A 19,887-nucleotide genomic window follows, 5' to 3' on the forward strand; every position below is an offset into this window, starting at 1 on the left:
ATCAACGCCACGCAGTCCCCTCCCCTACCTTTACCTCCCGTCTCGGGACACTCAACATATATGCATTTATCCGAACTAAAGGCCCTACACGTATCCGCCCTGCTTGAGATGGCGATCGGTCTTGACATTGACAACGCAGCCCGCTTGCGCAAACAGGAGCTGATGTTCGCTATCCTGAAAAAACGCGCCAAGTCCGGCGAACAGATTTTTGGCGACGGCGCCCTGGAAGTGTTGCCTGACGGCTTCGGCTTCCTGCGCTCGCCCGACGCCAGCTACATGGCGTCCACCGACGACATTTACATCTCCCCTTCGCAAATCCGCCGCTTCAATCTGCACACCGGCGATTCGATCGAAGGCGAGGTACGGACCCCGAAAGATGGCGAACGCTATTTCGCATTGGTCAAAGTCGACAAGGTCAACGGCGAATCGCCGGAGATGTCGAAACACCGCATCCTGTTTGAAAACCTGACGCCGCTGCACCCGAACGAGCCGCTGCGCCTGGAACGTGAAATGAATGGCCAGGAAAACATCACCGGCCGCATCATCGACCTGATCGCCCCGATCGGCAAAGGCCAGCGCGGCTTGCTGGTGGCATCGCCGAAATCCGGTAAATCCGTGATCCTGCAGCACATCGCGCATGCGATCACGGCCAATCACCCGGACATCACCCTGATCGTGCTGCTGATCGACGAACGTCCGGAAGAAGTGACGGAAATGCAACGCTCCGTGCGCGGCGAAGTCGTCGCCTCGACCTTCGACGAGCCGGCCACGCGCCACGTGCAAGTGGCCGAGATGGTGCTGGAAAAAGCCAAGCGCTTGGTCGAAATGAAAAAAGACGTGGTGATTCTGCTCGACTCGATCACCCGTCTGGCGCGCGCCTACAACACCGTCATCCCTGCCTCGGGCAAGGTCCTGACCGGTGGTGTCGACGCGAACGCGCTGCAACGTCCAAAACGCTTCTTCGGCGCCGCGCGCAATATCGAAGAAGGCGGCTCGCTGACCATCATCGCCACGGCGCTGATCGAAACGGGTTCGCGCATGGATGACGTGATCTTTGAAGAATTCAAGGGTACCGGCAACATGGAAGTGCATCTGGAACGCCGTCTGGCCGAAAAACGCGTCTACCCGGCGATCAACCTGAACAAATCGGGTACCCGCCGCGAAGAACTGCTGATCAAGCCGAACGAACTGCAAAAAATCTGGATTTTGCGCAAGTTGCTGTACTCGATGGACGAGATCGAGGCGATGGAGTTCATTCTGGACAAGATGAAAGCGACCAAAAACAACGCAGAGTTCTTCGACATGATGCGCCGCGGCGGCTGATTTGGTGTGAACCCTTGAACCGCCGGGGTCGGACCCTCAGGGTCCGACCCCAGTTTTTGCCTTGGGTTATCGATGCAAAGCCGCTTTCGAGCGGCTTTTTTATTGCCTGCGGCCCGAAAGCGCTATATAATCGACGGTTGCATTATTTTAAACCCTGGCAAGTGATCGGCAATCGGGTCAAGAAGCTGGACGACCGACGAAGTGCTGTTTGGCTACCAAACTAGAGAGAAGACCATGAAAGTCGATACCCATCCAGAATACCGCGAAGTTGTTTTCCACGATCTGTCGTGCGATTTCAAATTCGTTACCCGCTCGACCATCCAGACCCGCGAAAAAATCACCCACGACGGTAAAGAATACCCACTGGTGAAGATCGAGGTTTCGGCTGAATCGCACCCATTCTTCACGGGCAAGCACAAAATCGTCGATACCGCTGGTCGCGTCGAGAAGTTCCGTCAGAAGTTCGGTTCGGTTGGTTCGAAAACCGCAGTCGCAGCAGGCTGATTTTTGCCGCTTTGCGGCAAAAAAGGGCAGCTTCGGCTGCCAGAGAAAAGGCAGCCACGGCTGCCTTTTTTGTCTTTGGCCGCTTTACTTTATACTCGCGCATACCCGACGCCATTCGTCGCGTCTTGCCACTATTCTGATACCGATTATCGATGAAGCCAGTCCGCCTTCCCGCCGCTGCCACACTCGCGCTGCCACGATGGGCCTTGTTTGCGCTCGGCCTGCTGTACATCCTGCCTGGCCTGATCGGCCGCGAACCGTGGAAGAACGATGATGCCGCCAGTTTCGGCATCATGTGGACCATGGCGCATGGCGGCCTGAACGACTGGCTGTGGCCCAACGTGGCCGGTCTGTCGCTGCCCGACGAAGGCCCGCTGGCCTTCTGGCTGGGCGCCATTTTCATCAAGCTGTTCGGCTGGATCGACGGCGACGTCTTCGGCGCGCGCATGTCGACCATCGGCATCTTCGTCGTCAGCACCCTGTCCGTCTGGTACACCGCCTTCAACCTGGGCCGCCGCAACGACGCCCAGCCGCTGCGCCTGGCCTTCGGCGGCCAGCCCGAGCCGGACGACTTCGGCCGTACCCTGGCCGATGCCGCCGTGCTCATCTACCTGGGCTGCCTGGGCCTGCTGCAGCACAGCCATGACATCACGGCCGAAGCGCTGTACGTGTCCCTGATGGCCTATTTGCTGTACCGCGCCGTGCGCTACATGGAAGGCCCGTCCGTGCGCAATGCGGCCCTGCTGGGCCTGGCGATGGGCGGCCTGACCCTGGCGCGCGGCTGGATCACGCCGGCGGCGCTGAGCATCGCCCTGCTGCTGTGCACCATCTTCCTGCGCCTGCCCTTGCTGCGCAGCATACGCCACCTGGCGCTGGCCATCCTGATCGGCGTTGCGCTGACCCTCGTCTGGCTGCTGCCGGGCGAGTGGCTGCAGCCGTACGGCCATTCGCCGCTGCAAGCGTGGATGGAATGGAATTGCCGCCAGTTCAGCGCCCCGAGCCTGAAGAGCCTGCAATATTTCTTGCGTGTCGGCATCTGGTTCTTCTGGCCCGCCTGGCCGTTCGCCGCCTGGGCCGTGTATGCCTGGCGCCGCCAGCACCACGTGCTGCACATCGTCGTGCCGCTGACTTTTGTCGCCATGCTGGCCATCCTGGGCCTGTGTCATCCCGATCCGGATCCGAGCCAGTTGCTGCCCCTGCTGCCGCCGCTGGCCGTGATGGCCGCGTTCGGCCTGCTGACGATGAAACGGGGCGCCATCAACGCCATCGACTGGTTCTCCGTGATGGTGCTGACCATCTGCGCCCTCGCGCTGTGGGTGTTCTGGTTCGCCATCCTGACGGGCTGGCCGCCGAAACCGTCGCACAATGCCCTGAAACTCATGCCAGGCTTCAAGCCCGAGCTGGACTTGCTGGCCTTTTTCGTGGCCGCCTGCGCCAGCGCGGGCTGGGTGGCGCTGGTGCACTGGCGCATCTCGCGCCAGCCGGCCGTGCTGTGGCGCGCCGTGGTGCTGTCGTCCGGTGGCCTGATCCTGATCTGGGTGCTGATCATGACCTTGTACCTGCCGCCGCTGAACTACAGCAAGAGCTACGCCAGCGTGGCGCACCAGATTTCCGTCCACCTGCCGCCAGGCAGCAAGTGCATCAACAGCAACGTCGGCGCTGCCCAGCGTGCCTCGTTCGCCTACTTCGGCCACTTGCCGTTCGCCAAGGTGGGGCAACAGCAATGCGATGTGTTCTTGTTGCAAGACAGCATCAAGGTGCCCGACAGCAAGGAACAATTGCCCGAGCACCATGGCGCGGACTGGATCAAGCTGTGGGAAGGACGCCGTCCCACGGATGACGTGGAACGCTTCCGCCTGTACCAGCGCGTCAGGTAACACACGAAAAACCGGGCCAGTCCCGGTTTTTTCATGTCCGCCAGACAAACACTGGCGACAGGAAAAGTGTTGCTTTTAAATATAGTTAATTACCTAAATTGAACTAAAATTGTTTTTTAGATTATAATGCTGGCTTGCGCGATGGCGGTGTCTTGCTTTCCCGCCCGATTCGTCCCCCCATTCACCATGAGATTGTCCATGAAATTATTTACTACCCGCACCTTGCCGCTCATCAGCGCCGCCCTGTTCGCCTTCTCCTTCAGCGCTTCGGCCCAGGCGACCGTGATTGACCTCGGCGTCGCCAACGGCTACTCGGCCTTTATCTTCGGCAACATCGGCAGCAGCAACGCCAGCGGCTTTACCAGCGTCGGCGGCAGCCTGGCCGCTGGCGGCAATATCTACCTGGACGGCTACAGCGTCGGCTCGAACAAGAAGCCGGGCAGCGCCGTCAACACCTTGGTCGCCGGTAACAGCCTGAACATCGGCGGCGGCACCATCAATGGTACGGGCGTGTATGGCGTGAGCAATGCCAGCGGCAGCGTGACGGCGCCATCGTGGTACCCATCGGGCACCTTCAGCAAGGGCAATGCCTCCACCCTGGACTTTGCGGCTGCCCAGCAGCAACTGACGACCCTGTCGGGCGATGTGGCCAAGCTGCAATCGAATGGCACCGTGATCTCGCAATACGGCGGCTTCAAGCTGGTCGGCGATGTCAACGCCGACGTCAACGTCTTCACCATCGCGGCGAACGACCTGCATAACCTGACCCTGGACGTATCGTCGCTGAAAAGCACGGCCAGCATCATCATCAACGGCACGGCCACCAACATCACCATGAGCGGCGGCTTCGACAATTTCGGCAGCTTCGCCGACCGTACGCTGCTGAACTTCGCCAACGCCACCACCACCAACCTGAACAACGTCGGCATCAACGGCAGCATCCTGGCACCGAACAGCGCGTTTTCCGGTTCGGGCAGCATGAACGGCACCCTGGTCGCCAATTCGGTCAGCTCGATCAATTATGGCCACGTGTCGATGAACGGCGCCGGCTTCAACACGGTGAGCGTCTCGGCCGTGCCGGAACCAGGCACCTACGCCATGCTGCTGGCCGGCCTGGGCCTGCTCGCCTTCGTGCGCCGCCGCACGCCAGCGCGCGCACCACAAGCCGCGATGGCTTAAGCTTTACGCTGAATCAATGCGAAACACCGGGCCGCGCGAGCGTCCCGGTGTTTTTTTATGCGCTGACGAAAAATTTATTCCACGCTCAAGCCCAAATCCGTCGCCACCTGCTTGCGCAACAGGTATTTCTGGATCTTGCCCGTCACCGTCATGGGGAATTCCTCGACGAAACGCACATAGCGGGGAATCTTGTAATAGGCGATCTGCCCATCGCAAAAGGCGCGGATGTCATCGCTGGTCGCCTGTGTGCCCGGACGCAGGATGATGCAGGCGCACAACTCTTCGCCATACTTGGCATCGGGCACGCCCACGCATTGCACGTCAAGCACGCTCGGGTGGCGGTACAGGAATTCCTCGACTTCGCGCGGATAGATGTTTTCACCGCCGCGTATCACCATGTCCTTGGAGCGGCCGACGATGCTGCAAAAGCCGTTCTCATCGATCACGGCCAGGTCGCCCGTGTGCATCCAGCGCGCCGCGTCGATGGCCTCGGCCGTTTTTTCCGGATCGCCCCAGTAGCCCTGCATCACGGAATAGCCGCGCGTGAGCAATTCGCCCTTTTCGCCGCGCGGCACGATGCGCCCTTCCGCATCGACGATTTTCACTTCCAGGTGCGGGTGGACACGGCCGATGGACGACACGCGCATTTCGCGCGGATCCTCGATCGCCGTCTGGAAGCTGACGGGCGACGTTTCCGTCATGCCATACGCAATCGTGATTTCCGCCATGTGCATCAATTCGATAACCCGCGTCATGACTTCCATCGGGCAGGGCGAACCGGCCATGATGCCAGTGCGCAACTGGGACAGATCATATTGCTTGAAATCAGGATGGTCGAGGATGGCGATGAACATCGTCGGCACGCCGTGCAGCCCCGTGCAGCGTTCGGCCTGCACGGTTTCCAGCACGGCCTTCGGGTCGAAGCCCTCGCCAGGAAACACCATGGCCGCGCCATGCGTGACACAAGCCAGGTTGCCCAGCACCATGCCGAAGCAGTGGTACAAGGGCACGGGGATGCACAAGCGGTCCTGTTCGGTGAGGCGCATGGCTTCGCCGATGAAAAAACCGTTGTTCAGGATATTGTGGTGCGTCAAGGTGGCGCCTTTCGGCGCGCCCGTGGTGCCGGACGTGAACTGAATGTTGACGGCGTCGTCAAACTGCAAGCCAGCGCTGACTGCTTCCAGGTGCGCCAGGTCGGCGTCGGCAATGCCATCCATCAGGGCGTCGAAGTTGTGCATGCCCGGCGTGGCGTCCGTACCCAGCCGGATGACGTGGCGCAATTGCGGCAGACGCGGCGACTGCAGGGCACCAGCGCGCGAACGGGCGATTTCCGGCACCACGTCCTGCACGATGGCCAGGTAATCGCTGGACTTGAAGCTGGGCGACAGGATCAGCGCGCTGCACTGCACTTTGTCGAGCACGTATTCGAGTTCCGAGCGACGGTAGGCGGGGTTGATGTTGACCATGATCAAGCCGGCTTTCGCCGTGGCGAACTGGGTCAGCACCCATTCCGCGCAGTTTTGCGACCAGATGCCAACCCGGTCGCCCGGCTGCAAGCCCAGTTTCAGCAAGCCGGCAGCCAGACGGTGCACGCGTTGCTGGAACTCACGATACGTCCAGCGCACGTTCTGGTGCGCCACGATCAGGGCGTCGTGCTGGCCGTAGCGGACGGCAATGCCGTCCAGGTAGGCACCTATCGTTTCGCCGATCAACGGCGTCTCGTGGGCGCCGTGTACATAACTCATTGCTTGCATGCTGTCTCCAGGGTGTATGGCGCGACGCGCTCTTGTTATCGTCTTCGATGCAGAAAATTATAGCCGCAACCGCCCCCGTCCTGCGCAGCTTGCTGTAATGTGCAGGCCAGTACACCAGACACTCACGGCACCATGACAGGCAACACGCAGCACCCGCTCGAACAGGGCTTCATCCTGACCCGCCACTGGCGCGACACGCGCGACGGCACGGAAGTCGATTTCTGGCTGGCAACGGATGCCGGGCCCCGCCACGTGCGCCTGCCCGTGCAAACGGCCGTCGCCTTCCTCCCCATGGAGCAGCAGGAACAGGCGCAACAGTTGCTGCGCGGCGAGCGCCACGCGGAGCTGCGTCCCCTGTCGCTGTGCGATTTTCATCACCGCCCCGTGCTGGGGCTGTACTGCAAGCAATACCGGCATTTGCTGAAGCTGGAAAAGCAGCTGCGGGCGCACGGCATCGACGTGTATGAAGCCGACATCCGCCCGCCCGAACGCTACCTGATGGAGCGTTTCATCACGGCACCGGTGACCTTCAGCGGAGAAACGGAAGTGCAGCTGAAACCGGCACCCGGCTATCGCCCCACATTGCAATTGGTGTCGCTCGATATCGAGACGACGGCGCATGGCGAGCTGTATTCGCTGGCCCTGGAAGGCTGCGGCCAGCGCCAGGTCTACATGCTGGGGCCGCCAAACGGCGGCGATGACGCCTTGGACTTCGACCTCGAATACTGCGACAGCCGCGCACAGATCCTCGAACGCCTGAACACGTGGATGGAACGCCACGACCCTGACGCCATCATCGGCTGGAACCTGGTGCAGTTCGACTTGCGCGTGCTGCGCCAGCACGCCGAGCGCTACCAGATACCGTTGAAACTGGGACGCGGCGGCGCCGTGATGGAATGGCGCGAACACGGCGGCAAGCAGGAACACTATTTTGCGGCCGCGGCGGGCCGTCTGATCATCGACGGCATCGAAGCCTTGAAGTCGGCGACGTGGAATTTTTCCTCGTTCAGCCTGGAAAACGTGGCGCAAACGCTCTTGGGCGAAGGCAAGTCCATCGACAATCCCTACCAGCGCATGGCCGAGATCGACCGGCGTTTTCGCGAAGACAAACCGGCGCTGGCCCGCTACAACCTCAAGGATTGCGAACTGGTCACGCGCATCTTCGCCAAGACCGAGCTGCTGACCTTCTTGCTGGAACGGGCCAGCGTGACGGGCCTGGCGGCCGACCGCAGCGGCGGCTCCGTGGCCGCCTTCGAGCATCTGTACTTGCCGCTGATGCACCGGCAAGGCTACGTGGCGCCCAACCTGGGCGATGTGTCCGGCGAAAACAGCCCCGGCGGCTTCGTCATGGATTCGCAGTCGGGCTTGTACGACTCCGTGCTCGTGCTCGACTACAAAAGCCTGTACCCGTCCATCATCCGCACCTTCCTGATCGACCCAGTCGGCCTGGTGGTGGGCACCAGCGGCGATGAAGCCGATACCGTGCCCGGCTACCGTGGCGCGCAGTTTTCAAGGATCAAGCATTGCCTGCCGGCCATCGTGGAACAGGTGTGGCAAGGCCGCGAGACGGCCAAGCGCGAGCGCAATGCACCGTTGTCGCAAGCGTTAAAAATCATCATGAATGCGTTTTATGGCGTGCTGGGATCGAGCGGCTGCCGCTTTTTCGACCCGCGCCTGGCCTCGTCGATCACCCTGCGCGGCCACGACATCATGCACCGCACGCGAGAATTGATCACCGGGCAGGGTTATCAGGTGATTTATGGCGACACGGATTCCACCTTCGTGTGGCTGAAAACGGCGCATAGCGACGAAGCGGCGGGCAAGATCGGCCGCGCGCTGGTCGCGCATGTGAACGCCTGGTGGAATACCTATCTGCGCGATGAATTCGGCCTGGACAATGCGCTGGAGCTGGAATTCGAAACGCATTACCGGCGTTTCCTGATGCCCACCATCCGCGGCTCGGAAGAAGGCAGCAAGAAGCGCTACGCGGGCCTGGTGGGCAAGCCGGATGGCAGCGAGGACATGGTCTACAAGGGCCTGGAAACCGTACGCAGCGACTGGACGCCGCTGGCGCAGCAATTCCAGCAGGATTTGTACCGGCGCATCTTCCAGCGCGCCGCCTACCAGGACTATGTGCGCGACTACGTGGCGCGCACCGTGCGCGGCGAATTCGACGCTTTATTGGTCTACCGCAAACGCCTGCGCCGTCCGCTCGACGACTACCAGCGCAACGTACCGCCCCATGTGCGCGCGGCGCGCACGGCCGACGCCTACAACCTGGCGCAGGGACGGCCGCTGCAATACCAGAACGGCGGCTGGATCAGCTATGTCATCACGGTGGCGGGGCCGGAACCGCTGGAAACGCAGCGCTCGCCCATCGACTACCACCATTACCTGACGCGCCAGCTGCAACCGGTGGCCGACGCGATCCTGCCCTTCCTGGGCGACGATTTTTCACGGCTTGTGTCCGGCCAGCAGGATTTGTTTTAGATCAATTCTGCTTACCTGCGCGGCCAAGCTGAGGTAATATCGGCGCCTGCCGGGCTTATCTGACCCTGTCCACGGGCGCTGTGCGCCGTGGCAGCGTAAAATACGCCATGGCGAAAGAATAAGAGCTGTTCCAAAGAAGAAGATGCCGCTCCGGACGAGAATCGTTCGCAAGAAGATTGTCGCCACTGAAAGGGCGCATAATTTATCACTATGTTGAACCAGCAGGCTGTGCGGTATGCGCCTCCCCTGCTATTTTTTGAATGAATTGACACCATGACCGAGATCACGTCCTTAAGAGACATCCCGCAAAAAAATATCTTCCGCAAGGGCGACACCTTTGTGCTGTTCGGCGAGCTGTTCGGCCGCGGCTATGTGAATGGCTTGCTGGACGAAGCGCGCAAGGCGGGCATGAATATCGTCGGCATGACAGTCGGCCGCCGCGATGAAAACATGGCGCTGCGTCCGCTGAACGCGGAAGAGCTGGCCGAAGCCGAAGCCAACCTGGGCGGCCGCATCATCAATGTGCCGCTGATGGCCGGTTTCGACCTCGACGCGCCAGCCGGCGAACCGACGCCGACAGCCCTGCTGGCCGACATGACCCTGAAAAGCTGGCAGGAAGACAAGCTGGACTGGGCGCAGATCGAACGCTGCCGCGAAGCCGGCATCGCCCGCTTCAGCGCTTCCGTGGCCAAAGCCATGGCCGAGCTGGACAGCCTGATTCCTGACGGCAGCAATGTGTATTTCGCCCACACCATGGCTGGCGGCATTCCAAAGGTCAAAGTCTTCCTGGCCATCGCCAACCGCATCTATAAAGGCCGCGGCGAGCGCTTCATGTCCTCGCGCGCCCTGCTCGACAGCGACCTGGGCAAGCTGATCCTGATGAACTTCGACGAAGTCACGGCCAACACTCTGCAACACCTGATCGACGGCAGCGCCGCCATCCGCGCCCGCATCGAGCAAACGGGCGGCCAGGTGCGCTACAGCGCCTACGGCTACCACGGCACCGAGATCTTGATCGACGGCAAGTACCAGTGGCAAACCTACAGCAACTACACGCAAGGCCTGGCGAAGATGCGCCTGGAAAACGTGGCCAAGGCCGCGTGGGACAAAGGCATCAAGGCCACCGTCTTCAACTGCCCGGAAATCCGCACGAACTCGTCCGACATTTTTGTCGGCGTGGAACTGTCGCTATTCCCCCTGCTCGACGCGCTGAAAAAAGAAGGCGGCGCGGCCTGGGCCGAAGAGCAATGGAAAATCTGCCAGGGCTTGCTGGAAGACGGCGTTGCGCTGCAAGACTTGCTCGACCGTATCGCCGCCTACAACGGCGACGCCACCAGCGTACAGTTCCGCAACTTCGCCGCCTGGCCGATGGACAACACGCCAGAGCTGGCCGACGTCATGATCGGTACCTCGGACGACATCACCAAGCTGCACAAGGACCGCAAGGAACTGATCACCGACCACCTGAGTTCCTTGGTGCTGGAAGGCACGGGCCCGTTGATGTTCCACACCATGTCGGAACCGCCAGCACCGGTCGTCTGGCTCAACCACGACATCATCGCGCGTCTGCTGAACTGCGTGCATAACTGAATCGCACGACGCCCGGCAAATGCGCTAAACAGTGTGTAAAGCGAAAAACTTGCCGGATCACGATAAATCAGTGATAATGCGTCTCGCGTTGCCGGGATGGCGGAATAGGTAGACGCACGGGACTCAAAATCCCGCGCTGGAAACAGCGTGCCGGTTCGATTCCGGCTCCCGGCACCACAGAACACTTCAGTTGTACCAGATCAAACCCGCACGTCAGCAGATGTAGCGGGTTTTTTTACGCCAGCGCGCCCGCAGGGACAGCAAGCCGGCCAGCTGGTCGGCGCCGTCCGCGCAAATCAACGCTCCTCGCGATAATAATCGCAGCCTTCGAACGTGGTGCGCAGCGCCTGCTGCAGCTGGGCGTAGCGCTCGGGCGTCAAGTTGAAGCGCACGTCGATCTGGCCGTCGTCATCCATCTGCATGGCGGCCTCGGCATCCATCTGCACGGATAAACGGTTCGGGTGCAGGATCACGGCGTGCATGTGGCCGTACCAGGCAAATTCTTGGCCGCAGTATTCGATGTAGGGCTCGTCCATGCCCATGGCCACGTCCTGCTCGTCATACTCGTCGGCGCGCTGCAGCATCAGGTAGACGGGCTCGCCTTTGCCGGCTGGCGCGGCCAGGGTAGTGATCAGGGCGTCGTCTTCATTAATGACGGACAACTCGGTAGCGGTAAATCCTGCGGACATGGCGTGCTTTCAACAAATATGTGGATGACGCCACCATAGCGCAAAAGCGGCGCGGACGACATAGTGTGCGGCGAATAAAGCGTGCCCCTATAATGGTCATTCCATCCATATTGCACAGGAGATCGTCTTGACCGCTGCATCGCCTTATATCACCCGCCTGGCCATCCCCTCCATCGCCACCTACCAGCACTTGCGCGTGGCCGCCGGCATGAGCGCGAAAAGCACGGCGGCGGCGGCCAAGGGCTTGCCGAATTCCCTGTTTGCCGTGCAAATCCTGCATGGCGACGAGGTGGTGGGGATCGGGCGCATCATCGGAGACGGCGGCTGCTTCTTCCAGGTCACCGATATCGCCGTGCTGCCGGCCCACCAGGGCAAGGGCCTGGGCAAGCGCATCATGCGCGAGATCATGCAATTCATCGAAACGGAGGTGCCGCAAAGCGCGTATGTCAGCCTGATCGCCGATGGCCAGGCGCAAGAACTGTATGCGCAATTCGGTTTCAAGCACACGGCGCCCGCCTCCGTCGGCATGGCGCTGGTACGCTAGTGCCGGCCTGGCTGGCTGCCAGCATGGCGCTGGCGCTGCTGTTGAGCGCTGCCGCCTGGGGCGCCGAGCGCCTGCTGCAGCGGCGCGGGCGCACGACGCGCTGGCTGTGGCTGGCGGCCATCGCCGCGTCCGCCATCTTGCCGCTGGCATGGCTGCCCGGCGTGCTGGCGGCCATGCCGGCGGAACAGGCGCAGCTGAAACTGGGCTGGTTTGTCTTATCGAGCGGCATGCTGTTGCTGTTGGCGCTGCGCAGCGTCTGGCTGCTGTCGCACCAGCGGCGCTGGCAGAAAACATCGTTGCTGGGCACGCCCGTGTACTTGAGCGGCGGCATCGGTCCCTGCGTGGCGGGGCTGCTGCGGCCGCGCATCGTGATGCCCGTCTGGCTGCAACTGATTTCGCCCCAGCAACAGGCGCTGCTGCTGGCGCACGCGCAATGCCGGCTGGCCGCGCACGATCCGCTGCTGCTGGCCCTGGCATACGCCTTGATTATTCTCATGCCGTGGAATCTGCCCCTGTGGTGGCAGTTGCACCGGCTGCGCTTTGCCATCGAAGTCGATTGCGACGCGCGCATGCTGGCGCACGGCCACGCGCCGCGCGACTATGCCATCGTCCTGCGCCAGCATGGCCAGTACTATTCGGGCCTGACGGGCGCCTCGCCCATCGTGCTGAACGACCCGCTGGCGCTGCGGCGCCGGCGGCAAATCATGGCCAGATTTACGCGGAACCGGGCGGCGAACTTGCTATAGTAGCGGCAACGCCGCGCGGCGCGCCCGCGATCCCGGCTCCCCCCTTAGAAATCAGAGAGATACCATGCTTTACCTGCTTGCCATCGTGATCGTCATCGCCCTGCTGTACTACGTCTTCAGCGGCCGCACGCCCGTCAAACCGCTGCACAAGCCGCTCGTCTCGGTGCGCCAGTACGTGCCGGCGATTCCTGCGGGCGCCCCCGCGCATCATTGGAGCGACGAGGGACGCTTTGCGTCGGAAGTGGAAAACGAAGCGATGTACCAGAGCGCCATCGCCAAACTGGCCGGCGAGCATGGTCCCGGCAATGCGGAAGAAAAATGCCTGGCCCTGCTCGTCTGCGACGATGCCAACCCGTTCCAGGACAAGGCCATCGCCGTCTTCATCGATGGCCTGCTGGTCGGCTACCTGTCGCACAACGACGCGCTGCGCCTGCGCCGCAACCTGGGCCGCATGGATCTGGTGGGCCAGCTGACTTCGTGCGACGCCGTCATCCGCGGTGGCGGACTGTGGAATGGCAAGCGCCTGTCATATGCCGTGTGGCTCGATTTGCAGCCGTACAACTGATAAGCACTACACCGCGCGCGCCTGCCTGATGGCGCGCGTGGCGATAAAGCTGGGCAAGTATTTTTCAATTTCAAAGCGCGGGTGCGGATGCATTTCCTCGTGATACCCCGCCAGCACGAAGCCCGCCGCCAGCTGGCCGCCGATCTGACTGTCCAGCCCGTGACCGAAGATCAGCGCATCGCCCTGCTCCATGCGCAATGCCAGCGCATCGGCGTCCATATCCTCCAGATCCGAATACGGCAGCACGAAGCGGGGCCGTATCAAGCCCTGCTGTGCCCATTGCGGGTCGCGGTCGCCGATGAACACGGCCGGATTGAAAAAACTGCTCAGCAGCACGCCGCCGTCGGCCAGCACGCGCGCGCATTCGCGCCATACGGGGCCGATGTCGGGTACGTACTGGTTCGATACAGGATGGACGATGACATCGAAACTGGCATCGGCAAAGCGGCTCAGGTCGCGCATATCGCCCTGCACGGTGGCCAGATGCAAGCCGTCACGTTCAGCCACCATGCGGTCTTTCGCCAGTTGCTGCCCGGACAAATCGAAGACGGTCACGTGCGCGCCGGCGGCCGCCAGCACGGGCGCCTGCTGTCCGCCGGCGCCGGCCAGGCACAGGATACGCTTGCCATGCACCTCGCCCAGCCAGCCGGCCGGCAAGGAGCCGGGCGTCAAATGGATTTGCCACTGCCCGGCACGCGCCGCGGCGATGGTGGCGCGGTCGACAGGCTGCGACCATGGGCTGTTCTGTGCAGCCTGGGCATCCCAGGCTTGCTGATTATGCTGCAAGAAGTTGTTACTTAAAGGCATAGTCATCCTTTCAGAAAAAACAGGACGCGAATGTAGCATGACGCATGGCAAGGCGTCGCACCTTGCAAAAAAACCACACAATTCCTGATGGCAATTTCCTCGCCAGCACGGCCATTCCACGGGCACGACAAGGTGAGCGCCCCACTCATCCCCCTGGAAATGACTTGCACGACAGGGAAAATAATTACAATTAAGATATTTGTTTCCGGAAATCTGGTAAGGTAATCCGCATCGATCACCCGCCGTGGCGGCAGGCGCCCACGCCAGCGCCACACGCGCCACCTGTTTGCCCACGATGATACCTGCCAGCGTCCAGCACCTGTTCCACCTTCCCGCCGATCCGGCCCAGCTGCATCACGGCCAGCATGCGCCGGGACTCGTGCTGCTGTCGCTCGTGATCGCCATTTTCACGTCGTGGATGGCTTTCCAGATGACGGCGTACAGCCGCGCGCAGGCGAGCATCAGCCGCCGCTTGCACCTGCTGTGCCTGCTGGCCGGCAGCCTGGCGCTCGGCTGTGGCGTGTGGGCCATGCATTTCATCGGCATGCTGGCCTTCGAGCTGGGCACCAGCGTCGCCTACGATCCGGGCCTGACCCTCCTGTCCATCGTGCCCAGCGTGGCGGCCTCATTCGTCGCCCTGGCCACCATCAGCCGGCGCGCCGTCACGGCGCCGCTGCTGCTCGGGAGCGGCCTGCTGGTGGGCCTGGGCATCGGCGCCATGCATTACACGGGCATGCAGGCCATGCGCATGGGCCTGTCGCTGCGCTACGATCCGCTGCTGTTTGCGCTGTCGCTCGCCGTTGCCGTGGCGCTGGCCACCCTGGCCCTGTGGATACGTTTCGGCTTGCGCGGCTGGAGCAGCCGCATAGTCGCAGCGCAGCGCACGCTGATCAGCGCCTGCGTCATGGGGTGCGCGATTACCGGCATGCACTACATGGGCATGCAGGCGGCCCGCTTCGTGGGGACGATTCCTCCAGGCAATGATGCCGATGCCAACCGGCCCATGCTGGTGATCAGCGTGACCCTGCTGACCATCGCCCTGACCATCCTGGTCGCCTCGGCCGTGGGCATCTTGCGCTATCGCGAACTGTTTCGCCACCTGAACCAGAGCGAACACTGGACCCGTTCGCTGCTGACGAGCACGGTTGACGGCGTCATCACCATCGACCGCCACGGCAACATCGTCGACTTCAACGGCGCCGCCGAGCGCATCCTCGGCTGGCGGTCGGCGGAAATTGTCGGCCGCCATGTCAGCGTGCTGGTCAGCGACGTGCGCCAGTCGGAACAGCACGGCCTGCTGCACTACCTGCGCACGGGCGAAGGCGAGACGGTCCATACCAGCGAGGAAATCGTCTACCTGCGCAAGGATGGCGCCCCGGTCGCCGTGCAGCGCTCGATGGCCAGCGCGCGCCTGGCCGACCAGGATTTATATGTGCTGTTCATTACGGACATCAGCGAACGGCGCGCCATGCTGGCCGCCCTGCGCGAAAGCGAGCAGCAGTTGCGCTCGCTGATCGGCAATATTCCCGGCATCGCCTTTCGCTGCACCACGGCGGAAAACCAGCCCATGCTGTTCATCAGCGATGGCGTGGAAGCTGTCACCGGCTATCCGCCCGCCGACTTTCTCGGCGCGGCGCCGCGCCGCAGCATCACGGGCCTGATCGCCAGCGAAGAGCGCGCCTACGTCATCGACGTCTTCAACCGCAGCGTCGCCAGCGGCGAGCCCTACCTGCTCGAATACCGCTTGCTGCATGCCGACGGCACGGCGCGCTGGCTGTGGGAACGGGGCACCGTCGTGCACGATGCGGCCGGCGCCGTGCGCTGGGTCGACGGCGTCATCCTCGACATCAGCGAACGCCGGCAAATGGAGGAAGACTTGCGCATGGCCAAGGAAAAAGCGGAGCTGGCGGCCGCCACGCGGGCCAGCTTTGTCGCCAACATGAGCCATGAAATCCGCACGCCGATGAATTCCATCCTCGGCTTTACCGATGTGCTGCTCGACTCGCCGCTGGCGCCGGAACAGCGGCGCCACCTCGACACCGTGCGCCAGTCCGGCCGCTCGCTATTGCGCCTGCTCAACGAAGTGCTCGATACGGCCAAGCTGGACAAGGGGGCCGTGGCGCTGGAATTGCGCGACTACAGCCTGCTGGCGCTGGTCGATGAACTGGCGTCCACGTATGGCATCCACGCGCGCGCCAAAGGCTTGCGCATGGAGGTGCAGTACGACCCGCAACTGCCGGCCGTGCTGCATGGCGACGAATTGCGCATGCGGCAAGTGCTGGGCAACCTGCTCGACAACGCCATCAAGTTCACGCCCGGCGGCGCCGTCAGCCTGACGGCGCGCCGCGACGATGGCCAGCTGCACCTGCTGGTGCGGGACAGCGGCATCGGCATCCCCGCGGAACGGCGCGACGCCATTTTTGATCCGTTCGTGCAGGCCGACGCATCGACCACGCGGCGCTTTGGCGGCACGGGCCTGGGCACCACCATCAGCCGGCAGCTGGTGACCCTGATGCAAGGGCGCATCTGGGCCGACGCCGCCTTGCCGCACGGCAGCGTGTTCCACGTCATGCTGCCCTTGTTGCCGGCACGCCAGGCGGCGCTGCCCGCCAGCGAACGCCGCAGCGTGCGCCTGCCGCCGCTGCGCGTGCTGGCGGCCGACGACGTGCCGCAAAACCTGGAACTGCTGAGCTTACTATTGGGCAAGCGCGGCCACACGGTGATCACGGCCGGCGATGGCGCGCAAGCCTTGCAACTGGCGCAGCAGGACGACTTCGACGTGCTGCTGCTGGACTTGCAAATGCCGCGCATGGATGGCCTGGCCGCCACGCAAGCCATCCGTGCCGCCGCCCTGCGCGATGGCCGCCCGCGCGTGCCCGTGATCGCCATGACGGCCAGCGTGCTCGATGCGCACCGCAAGGCGGCGCGCGCGGCCGGCATGGACGGTTTCGCGACAAAACCCGTCGAATGGCAGGCGCTGTCGCAGGAAATCGCCCGCGTGCTGGGCCTGGCGGCGGACCCGACCGACGCCAGCCACGCGCCGGCGCCCGCTGGCGGACGGGTGCTGCACCATGCGGGCGCCCTGCAGCGCTGGGCTGGCAACGACGGCGCCTACCGCGCGGCGCTGGCCCGTTTCGGAATCGAGCATCCCCGCCTGCCGCCGGCCCTGCTGGCCGCCATCGAGGCGCGCGACCACCTAGCGCTCTTGCCGCAGAGTCACCAACTGCGCGGCGTGGCGGCCAACCTCGGCCTGGAGCAATTGGCCGCCAGCCTGGCGGCGCTGGAGCAATGCTGCGCCAGCCCCGGCCCCGCCACGGCACAACAGCTCGACGCAACGCTGGGCGCCCTGCTGACGCAATGGCCGGCGGCCGTGGCCGCCATCGCCCGGCTGGCGCCGCCTGCCTTGCCGGTGGCAACGGCGGCTGCCATCGACGCGCCCGCCGCCCGACAAGCGGCCAGTACACTATTAAGCGCCTTGCGGCGCGGCGAACTCGATGACGCGGCGCAAGCACAGTTGCAGCACGCCATGGGCGCGCAAGCGGACGCACTGGCCCCACTCTTGCACGCCATCGACGACTTTGATTTCCCCCTGGCGCAGTCGCTGCTGCACGACTTGCTGCACACCTACGCCCCGGAGTCCCCATGAATGCATCCGCCCGGCCCGTGATTCTCGTCGTCGACGATGAGGCGGCCAATTTGCAGTTGCTGCGCCAGATCTTGCAGAACGATTACGCGCTGCTGTTCGCCAAGGATGGCGCGCGGGCGCTGGCACTGGCGCAGCAGGAACGCCCGGCCCTGATCCTGCTCGACGTGATGATGCCCGGCATGAGCGGCCACGACACCTGCCGCCAGCTGAAAGCGGCGCCGCTGACAGCCGCCATCCCCGTCATTTTCGTCACGGCCCTGAACGACATGCGCGACGAACTCAGCGGCTTTGAAGCGGGCGCCGTCGATTACATCACCAAGCCGCTCAGCCCCGCCATCGTGCGCGCCCGCGTGCGCACGCACCTGTCGCTGGTGCGCATCGATGAATTGAAGGAAACGCGGCTGCAGATCGTCCAGCGCCTGGGTCTGGCGGCCGAATACAAGGACAATGAAACAGGCTTGCACGTGATCCGCATGAGCCATTACGCGCGCCTGCTGGGCGTGGCCGCAGGCATGGACGAGGCCGCCGCGGACGACCTGCTGCACGCGGCGCCCATGCACGATGTGGGCAAGATCGGCATCCCCGACCGCATCCTGCAAAAGCCGGGCAAGCTCGACGCGGACGAATGGGCCATCATGCAGACGCATGCGCGCATCGGCGGCGACATCATCGGCGAACATGCCGAAGGCGGCATGCTGGCGCTGGCGCGCGCAATCGCCCTGTCGCACCATGAAAAATGGGATGGCAGCGGTTATCCGGACGGCTTGGCGGGCGAAGCGATTCCGCTGGCCGGGCGCATCGTCGCCGTGGCCGACGTCTTCGACGCGCTGACCTCGGTGCGCCCGTACAAGCGCGCGTGGTCGGTGACGGACGCCGTGGGCTATCTGCAAGCGCAACAAGGCAGCCATTTCGATGCACGCCTGGTCGAACTGTTTGTGCAGGAACTGCCCGCCATCGACGCCATCCGGCTGCGCTGGGCGGAGAAAGCCGAACACCAGGCGCCGGCTTGACGAGTGAACTCCCGCCACGGCCAGCGTTGTTGCGTCACACAAGCAAGTGCCGGACAGATGGCGCCGGCGCCGATGCAGACCACTGGAAGGGCAAGGAGTTCAATCCCATTATGGCTGGCTGTGGGCCAGGCATTTTGACGCGCATCAAACAGCTCGCAATTTCCTGGCTGTGGCCTTGCAGATGGCCATGGTCCGTATTTTTTTGACCCATATCAAGCCCCGCATAAGAAAAACGTCCGTCAGCACGGCAATGCTGGACTTGCCCCTGTTGCCGTTCTAGCCTTGTTGCCATCCTGACTAGCGAATGACACCATGGCCTATAAATCCATCCTCGTCCACGCCGACCTGTCGCGCCATGCGCCGCAGCGCATCGCCATCGCGGCGCGGCTGGCGCACGCGCACCAGGCGCACCTGATCGGCGCAGCCATGACGGGCCTGTCGCGCTTTTACGTGGAAAACAACCGCGGCATGCGCGGCGGCGCCGTGGCGGCGCAGATTTCAGCCCTGCACGGGCAGGCGGAACAGGCGCTGGCCCAGTTTGAAACGCTGGCGCGCCAGGCCGGCGCCGCCTCGCTGGAACGGCGCCTGATCGAAGACGATGAAGATGGCGGCATGGCCGTCAGCGCCCGCTACAGCGACTTGACGGTGCTCAGCCAGCACGACGACAGCGAAGCCCTGCCCGGCGCCATGAGCGACCTGGTGCCCTACGTGATGCTGAACGCGGCCCGTCCCGTGCTGATCGTGCCGCGCAGCGGCCAATTCGCGCAAGTGGACAACACCGTCGTGGTGGCCTGGGATGGCAGCATGGAAGCGACGCGCGCCATCGGCCACGCCCTGCCCCTCTTGCGCGCGGCGCGCTTGGTGGTGCTGGCCCTGCTGCACCCGCCGGCCGGCCACGCGCAGCCGGCGCGCCACCCGGGCGCCGACATCGCCGCCTACCTGAGCCGCCATGGCGTGCCCGTCGAGGTGCGTTCGGCCACCACCACGGGCGACATCGGCGCGGCGCTGCTGGCCATGGCCGCCGAAGTGCATGCGGACTTGCTGGTGATGGGCGGCTACGGCCACGCGCGCTTCCGCGAAATTTTACTCGGCGGCGTGACGGAAACGATCTTGCGCCAGATGACGGTACCGGTGCTGATGGCGCATTGACGTCAAGCGCGCCA

The 19,887-nt window shown here is 63.3% G+C and carries 15 protein-coding genes and 1 tRNA gene; 13 read left to right on the forward strand and 3 right to left on the reverse strand.

The annotated features are described in order from the left end of the window. The first annotated feature begins 60 nt into the window (after positions 1-60). From rho to FG13_RS15910, 4 genes are all read left to right on the forward strand, one after another. Positions 61-1,323: a transcription termination factor Rho gene (gene rho, locus FG13_RS15895; protein ID WP_034746249.1), complete on the forward strand. Its 1,263-nt coding sequence runs from the start codon at positions 61-63 to the stop codon at positions 1,321-1,323. A 234-nt stretch (positions 1,324-1,557) separates the two neighbouring features. Then, entirely contained in the window at positions 1,558-1,827 is a 270-nt protein-coding gene (locus tag FG13_RS15900) for a type B 50S ribosomal protein L31 (RefSeq protein WP_034746247.1), read from the forward strand. 152 nt (positions 1,828-1,979) lie between these two features. Beyond that, positions 1,980-3,704 (forward strand): ArnT family glycosyltransferase, encoded by a 1,725-nt coding sequence (locus FG13_RS15905; protein ID WP_035822399.1) that lies wholly within the window; start codon positions 1,980-1,982, stop codon positions 3,702-3,704. A gap of 198 nt (positions 3,705-3,902) precedes the next feature. Continuing rightward, positions 3,903-4,883 (forward strand): choice-of-anchor A family protein, encoded by a 981-nt coding sequence (locus tag FG13_RS15910; protein WP_035822402.1) that lies wholly within the window; start codon positions 3,903-3,905, stop codon positions 4,881-4,883. A 74-nt stretch (positions 4,884-4,957) separates the two neighbouring features. Here FG13_RS15910 and FG13_RS15915 read toward each other — a convergent pair whose 3' ends face one another. Then, a complete protein-coding gene (locus FG13_RS15915) occupies positions 4,958-6,637 on the reverse strand; it encodes an AMP-binding protein (RefSeq protein ID WP_035822404.1) in 1,680 nt (559 codons plus the stop codon). A 132-nt stretch (positions 6,638-6,769) separates the two neighbouring features. Between FG13_RS15915 and FG13_RS15920 the strand changes: the two genes are divergently transcribed. The 3 genes from FG13_RS15920 to FG13_RS15930 all read left to right on the forward strand — a co-directional run bounded on the left by FG13_RS15920 (position 6,770) and on the right by FG13_RS15930 (position 10,894). Continuing rightward, positions 6,770-9,127 (forward strand): DNA polymerase II, encoded by a 2,358-nt coding sequence (locus FG13_RS15920; protein ID WP_035822407.1) that lies wholly within the window; start codon positions 6,770-6,772, stop codon positions 9,125-9,127. A 273-nt stretch (positions 9,128-9,400) separates the two neighbouring features. Then, positions 9,401-10,717 (forward strand): enoyl ACP reductase FabMG family protein, encoded by a 1,317-nt coding sequence (locus FG13_RS15925; protein ID WP_035822410.1) that lies wholly within the window; start codon positions 9,401-9,403, stop codon positions 10,715-10,717. A gap of 90 nt (positions 10,718-10,807) precedes the next feature. Next, positions 10,808-10,894, forward strand: a tRNA-Leu gene (locus FG13_RS15930). 119 nt (positions 10,895-11,013) lie between these two features. Here FG13_RS15930 and FG13_RS29070 read toward each other — a convergent pair. Further along, the gene (locus tag FG13_RS29070; RefSeq protein ID WP_052140012.1) at positions 11,014-11,406 is read right to left on the reverse strand and encodes an Imm10 family immunity protein; all 393 of its coding nucleotides are present in this window, start codon (positions 11,404-11,406) and stop codon (positions 11,014-11,016) included. Between the two features lie 127 nt (positions 11,407-11,533). On the opposite strand from FG13_RS29070, the gene FG13_RS15940 reads away from it, so the two are divergent. The 3 genes from FG13_RS15940 (at position 11,534) to FG13_RS15950 (ending at position 13,261) form a co-directional block, all read left to right on the forward strand. Further along, positions 11,534-11,950: a GNAT family N-acetyltransferase gene (locus tag FG13_RS15940; protein WP_035822414.1), complete on the forward strand. Its 417-nt coding sequence runs from the start codon at positions 11,534-11,536 to the stop codon at positions 11,948-11,950. Further along, entirely contained in the window at positions 11,950-12,696 is a 747-nt protein-coding gene (locus FG13_RS15945; protein ID WP_051959137.1) for a M56 family metallopeptidase, read from the forward strand. The genes FG13_RS15940 and FG13_RS15945 overlap by 1 nt, the downstream gene beginning before the upstream one ends. 64 nt (positions 12,697-12,760) lie before the next feature. Beyond that, positions 12,761-13,261 (forward strand): hypothetical protein, encoded by a 501-nt coding sequence (locus FG13_RS15950; protein WP_035822417.1) that lies wholly within the window; start codon positions 12,761-12,763, stop codon positions 13,259-13,261. A 6-nt stretch (positions 13,262-13,267) separates the two neighbouring features. Here FG13_RS15950 and FG13_RS15955 read toward each other — a convergent pair whose 3' ends face one another. Beyond that, on the reverse strand, positions 13,268-14,074 hold the full coding sequence (locus tag FG13_RS15955; RefSeq protein WP_442905205.1) for a class I SAM-dependent methyltransferase: 807 nt from the start codon (positions 14,072-14,074) through the stop codon (positions 13,268-13,270). 238 nt (positions 14,075-14,312) lie between these two features. Between FG13_RS15955 and FG13_RS15960 the strand changes: the two genes are divergently transcribed. The 3 genes from FG13_RS15960 to FG13_RS15970 all read left to right on the forward strand — a co-directional run bounded on the left by FG13_RS15960 (position 14,313) and on the right by FG13_RS15970 (position 19,873). Further along, entirely contained in the window at positions 14,313-17,714 is a 3,402-nt protein-coding gene (locus FG13_RS15960; protein WP_235211745.1) for an MHYT domain-containing protein, read from the forward strand. After that, positions 17,711-18,724 carry a response regulator gene (locus FG13_RS15965; protein WP_035822423.1) on the forward strand — a complete coding sequence of 338 codons (1,014 nt, stop codon included), beginning with the start codon at positions 17,711-17,713 and terminating at the stop codon, positions 18,722-18,724. Before FG13_RS15960 ends, FG13_RS15965 begins: the two co-directional genes overlap by 4 nt. 312 nt (positions 18,725-19,036) lie before the next feature. Further along, the gene (locus FG13_RS15970; protein ID WP_035822427.1) at positions 19,037-19,873 is read left to right on the forward strand and encodes a universal stress protein; all 837 of its coding nucleotides are present in this window, start codon (positions 19,037-19,039) and stop codon (positions 19,871-19,873) included. Positions 19,874-19,887: the final 14 nt, after the last annotated feature.

The organism is Janthinobacterium sp. RA13, from assembly GCF_000745325.1.
GTDB lineage: Bacteria > Pseudomonadota > Gammaproteobacteria > Burkholderiales > Burkholderiaceae_D > Janthinobacterium > Janthinobacterium rivuli.

Coding starts and splice junctions, on each gene's coding strand:
- rho (WP_034746249.1), top strand. CDS start 61: ATGCATTTATCCGAACTAAAGGCCCTACACGTATCCGCCCTGCTTGAG.
- FG13_RS15925 (WP_035822410.1), top strand. CDS start 9,401: ATGACCGAGATCACGTCCTTAAGAGACATCCCGCAAAAAAATATCTTC.
- FG13_RS15950 (WP_035822417.1), top strand. CDS start 12,761: ATGCTTTACCTGCTTGCCATCGTGATCGTCATCGCCCTGCTGTACTAC.
- FG13_RS15955 (WP_442905205.1), bottom strand. CDS start 14,074: ATGACTATGCCTTTAAGTAACAACTTCTTGCAGCATAATCAGCAAGCC.
- FG13_RS15900 (WP_034746247.1), top strand. CDS start 1,558: ATGAAAGTCGATACCCATCCAGAATACCGCGAAGTTGTTTTCCACGAT.
- FG13_RS15915 (WP_035822404.1), bottom strand. CDS start 6,637: ATGCAAGCAATGAGTTATGTACACGGCGCCCACGAGACGCCGTTGATC.
- FG13_RS29070 (WP_052140012.1), bottom strand. CDS start 11,406: ATGTCCGCAGGATTTACCGCTACCGAGTTGTCCGTCATTAATGAAGAC.
- FG13_RS15910 (WP_035822402.1), top strand. CDS start 3,903: ATGAAATTATTTACTACCCGCACCTTGCCGCTCATCAGCGCCGCCCTG.
- FG13_RS15965 (WP_035822423.1), top strand. CDS start 17,711: ATGAATGCATCCGCCCGGCCCGTGATTCTCGTCGTCGACGATGAGGCG.
- FG13_RS15905 (WP_035822399.1), top strand. CDS start 1,980: ATGAAGCCAGTCCGCCTTCCCGCCGCTGCCACACTCGCGCTGCCACGA.
- FG13_RS15920 (WP_035822407.1), top strand. CDS start 6,770: ATGACAGGCAACACGCAGCACCCGCTCGAACAGGGCTTCATCCTGACC.
- FG13_RS15970 (WP_035822427.1), top strand. CDS start 19,037: ATGGCCTATAAATCCATCCTCGTCCACGCCGACCTGTCGCGCCATGCG.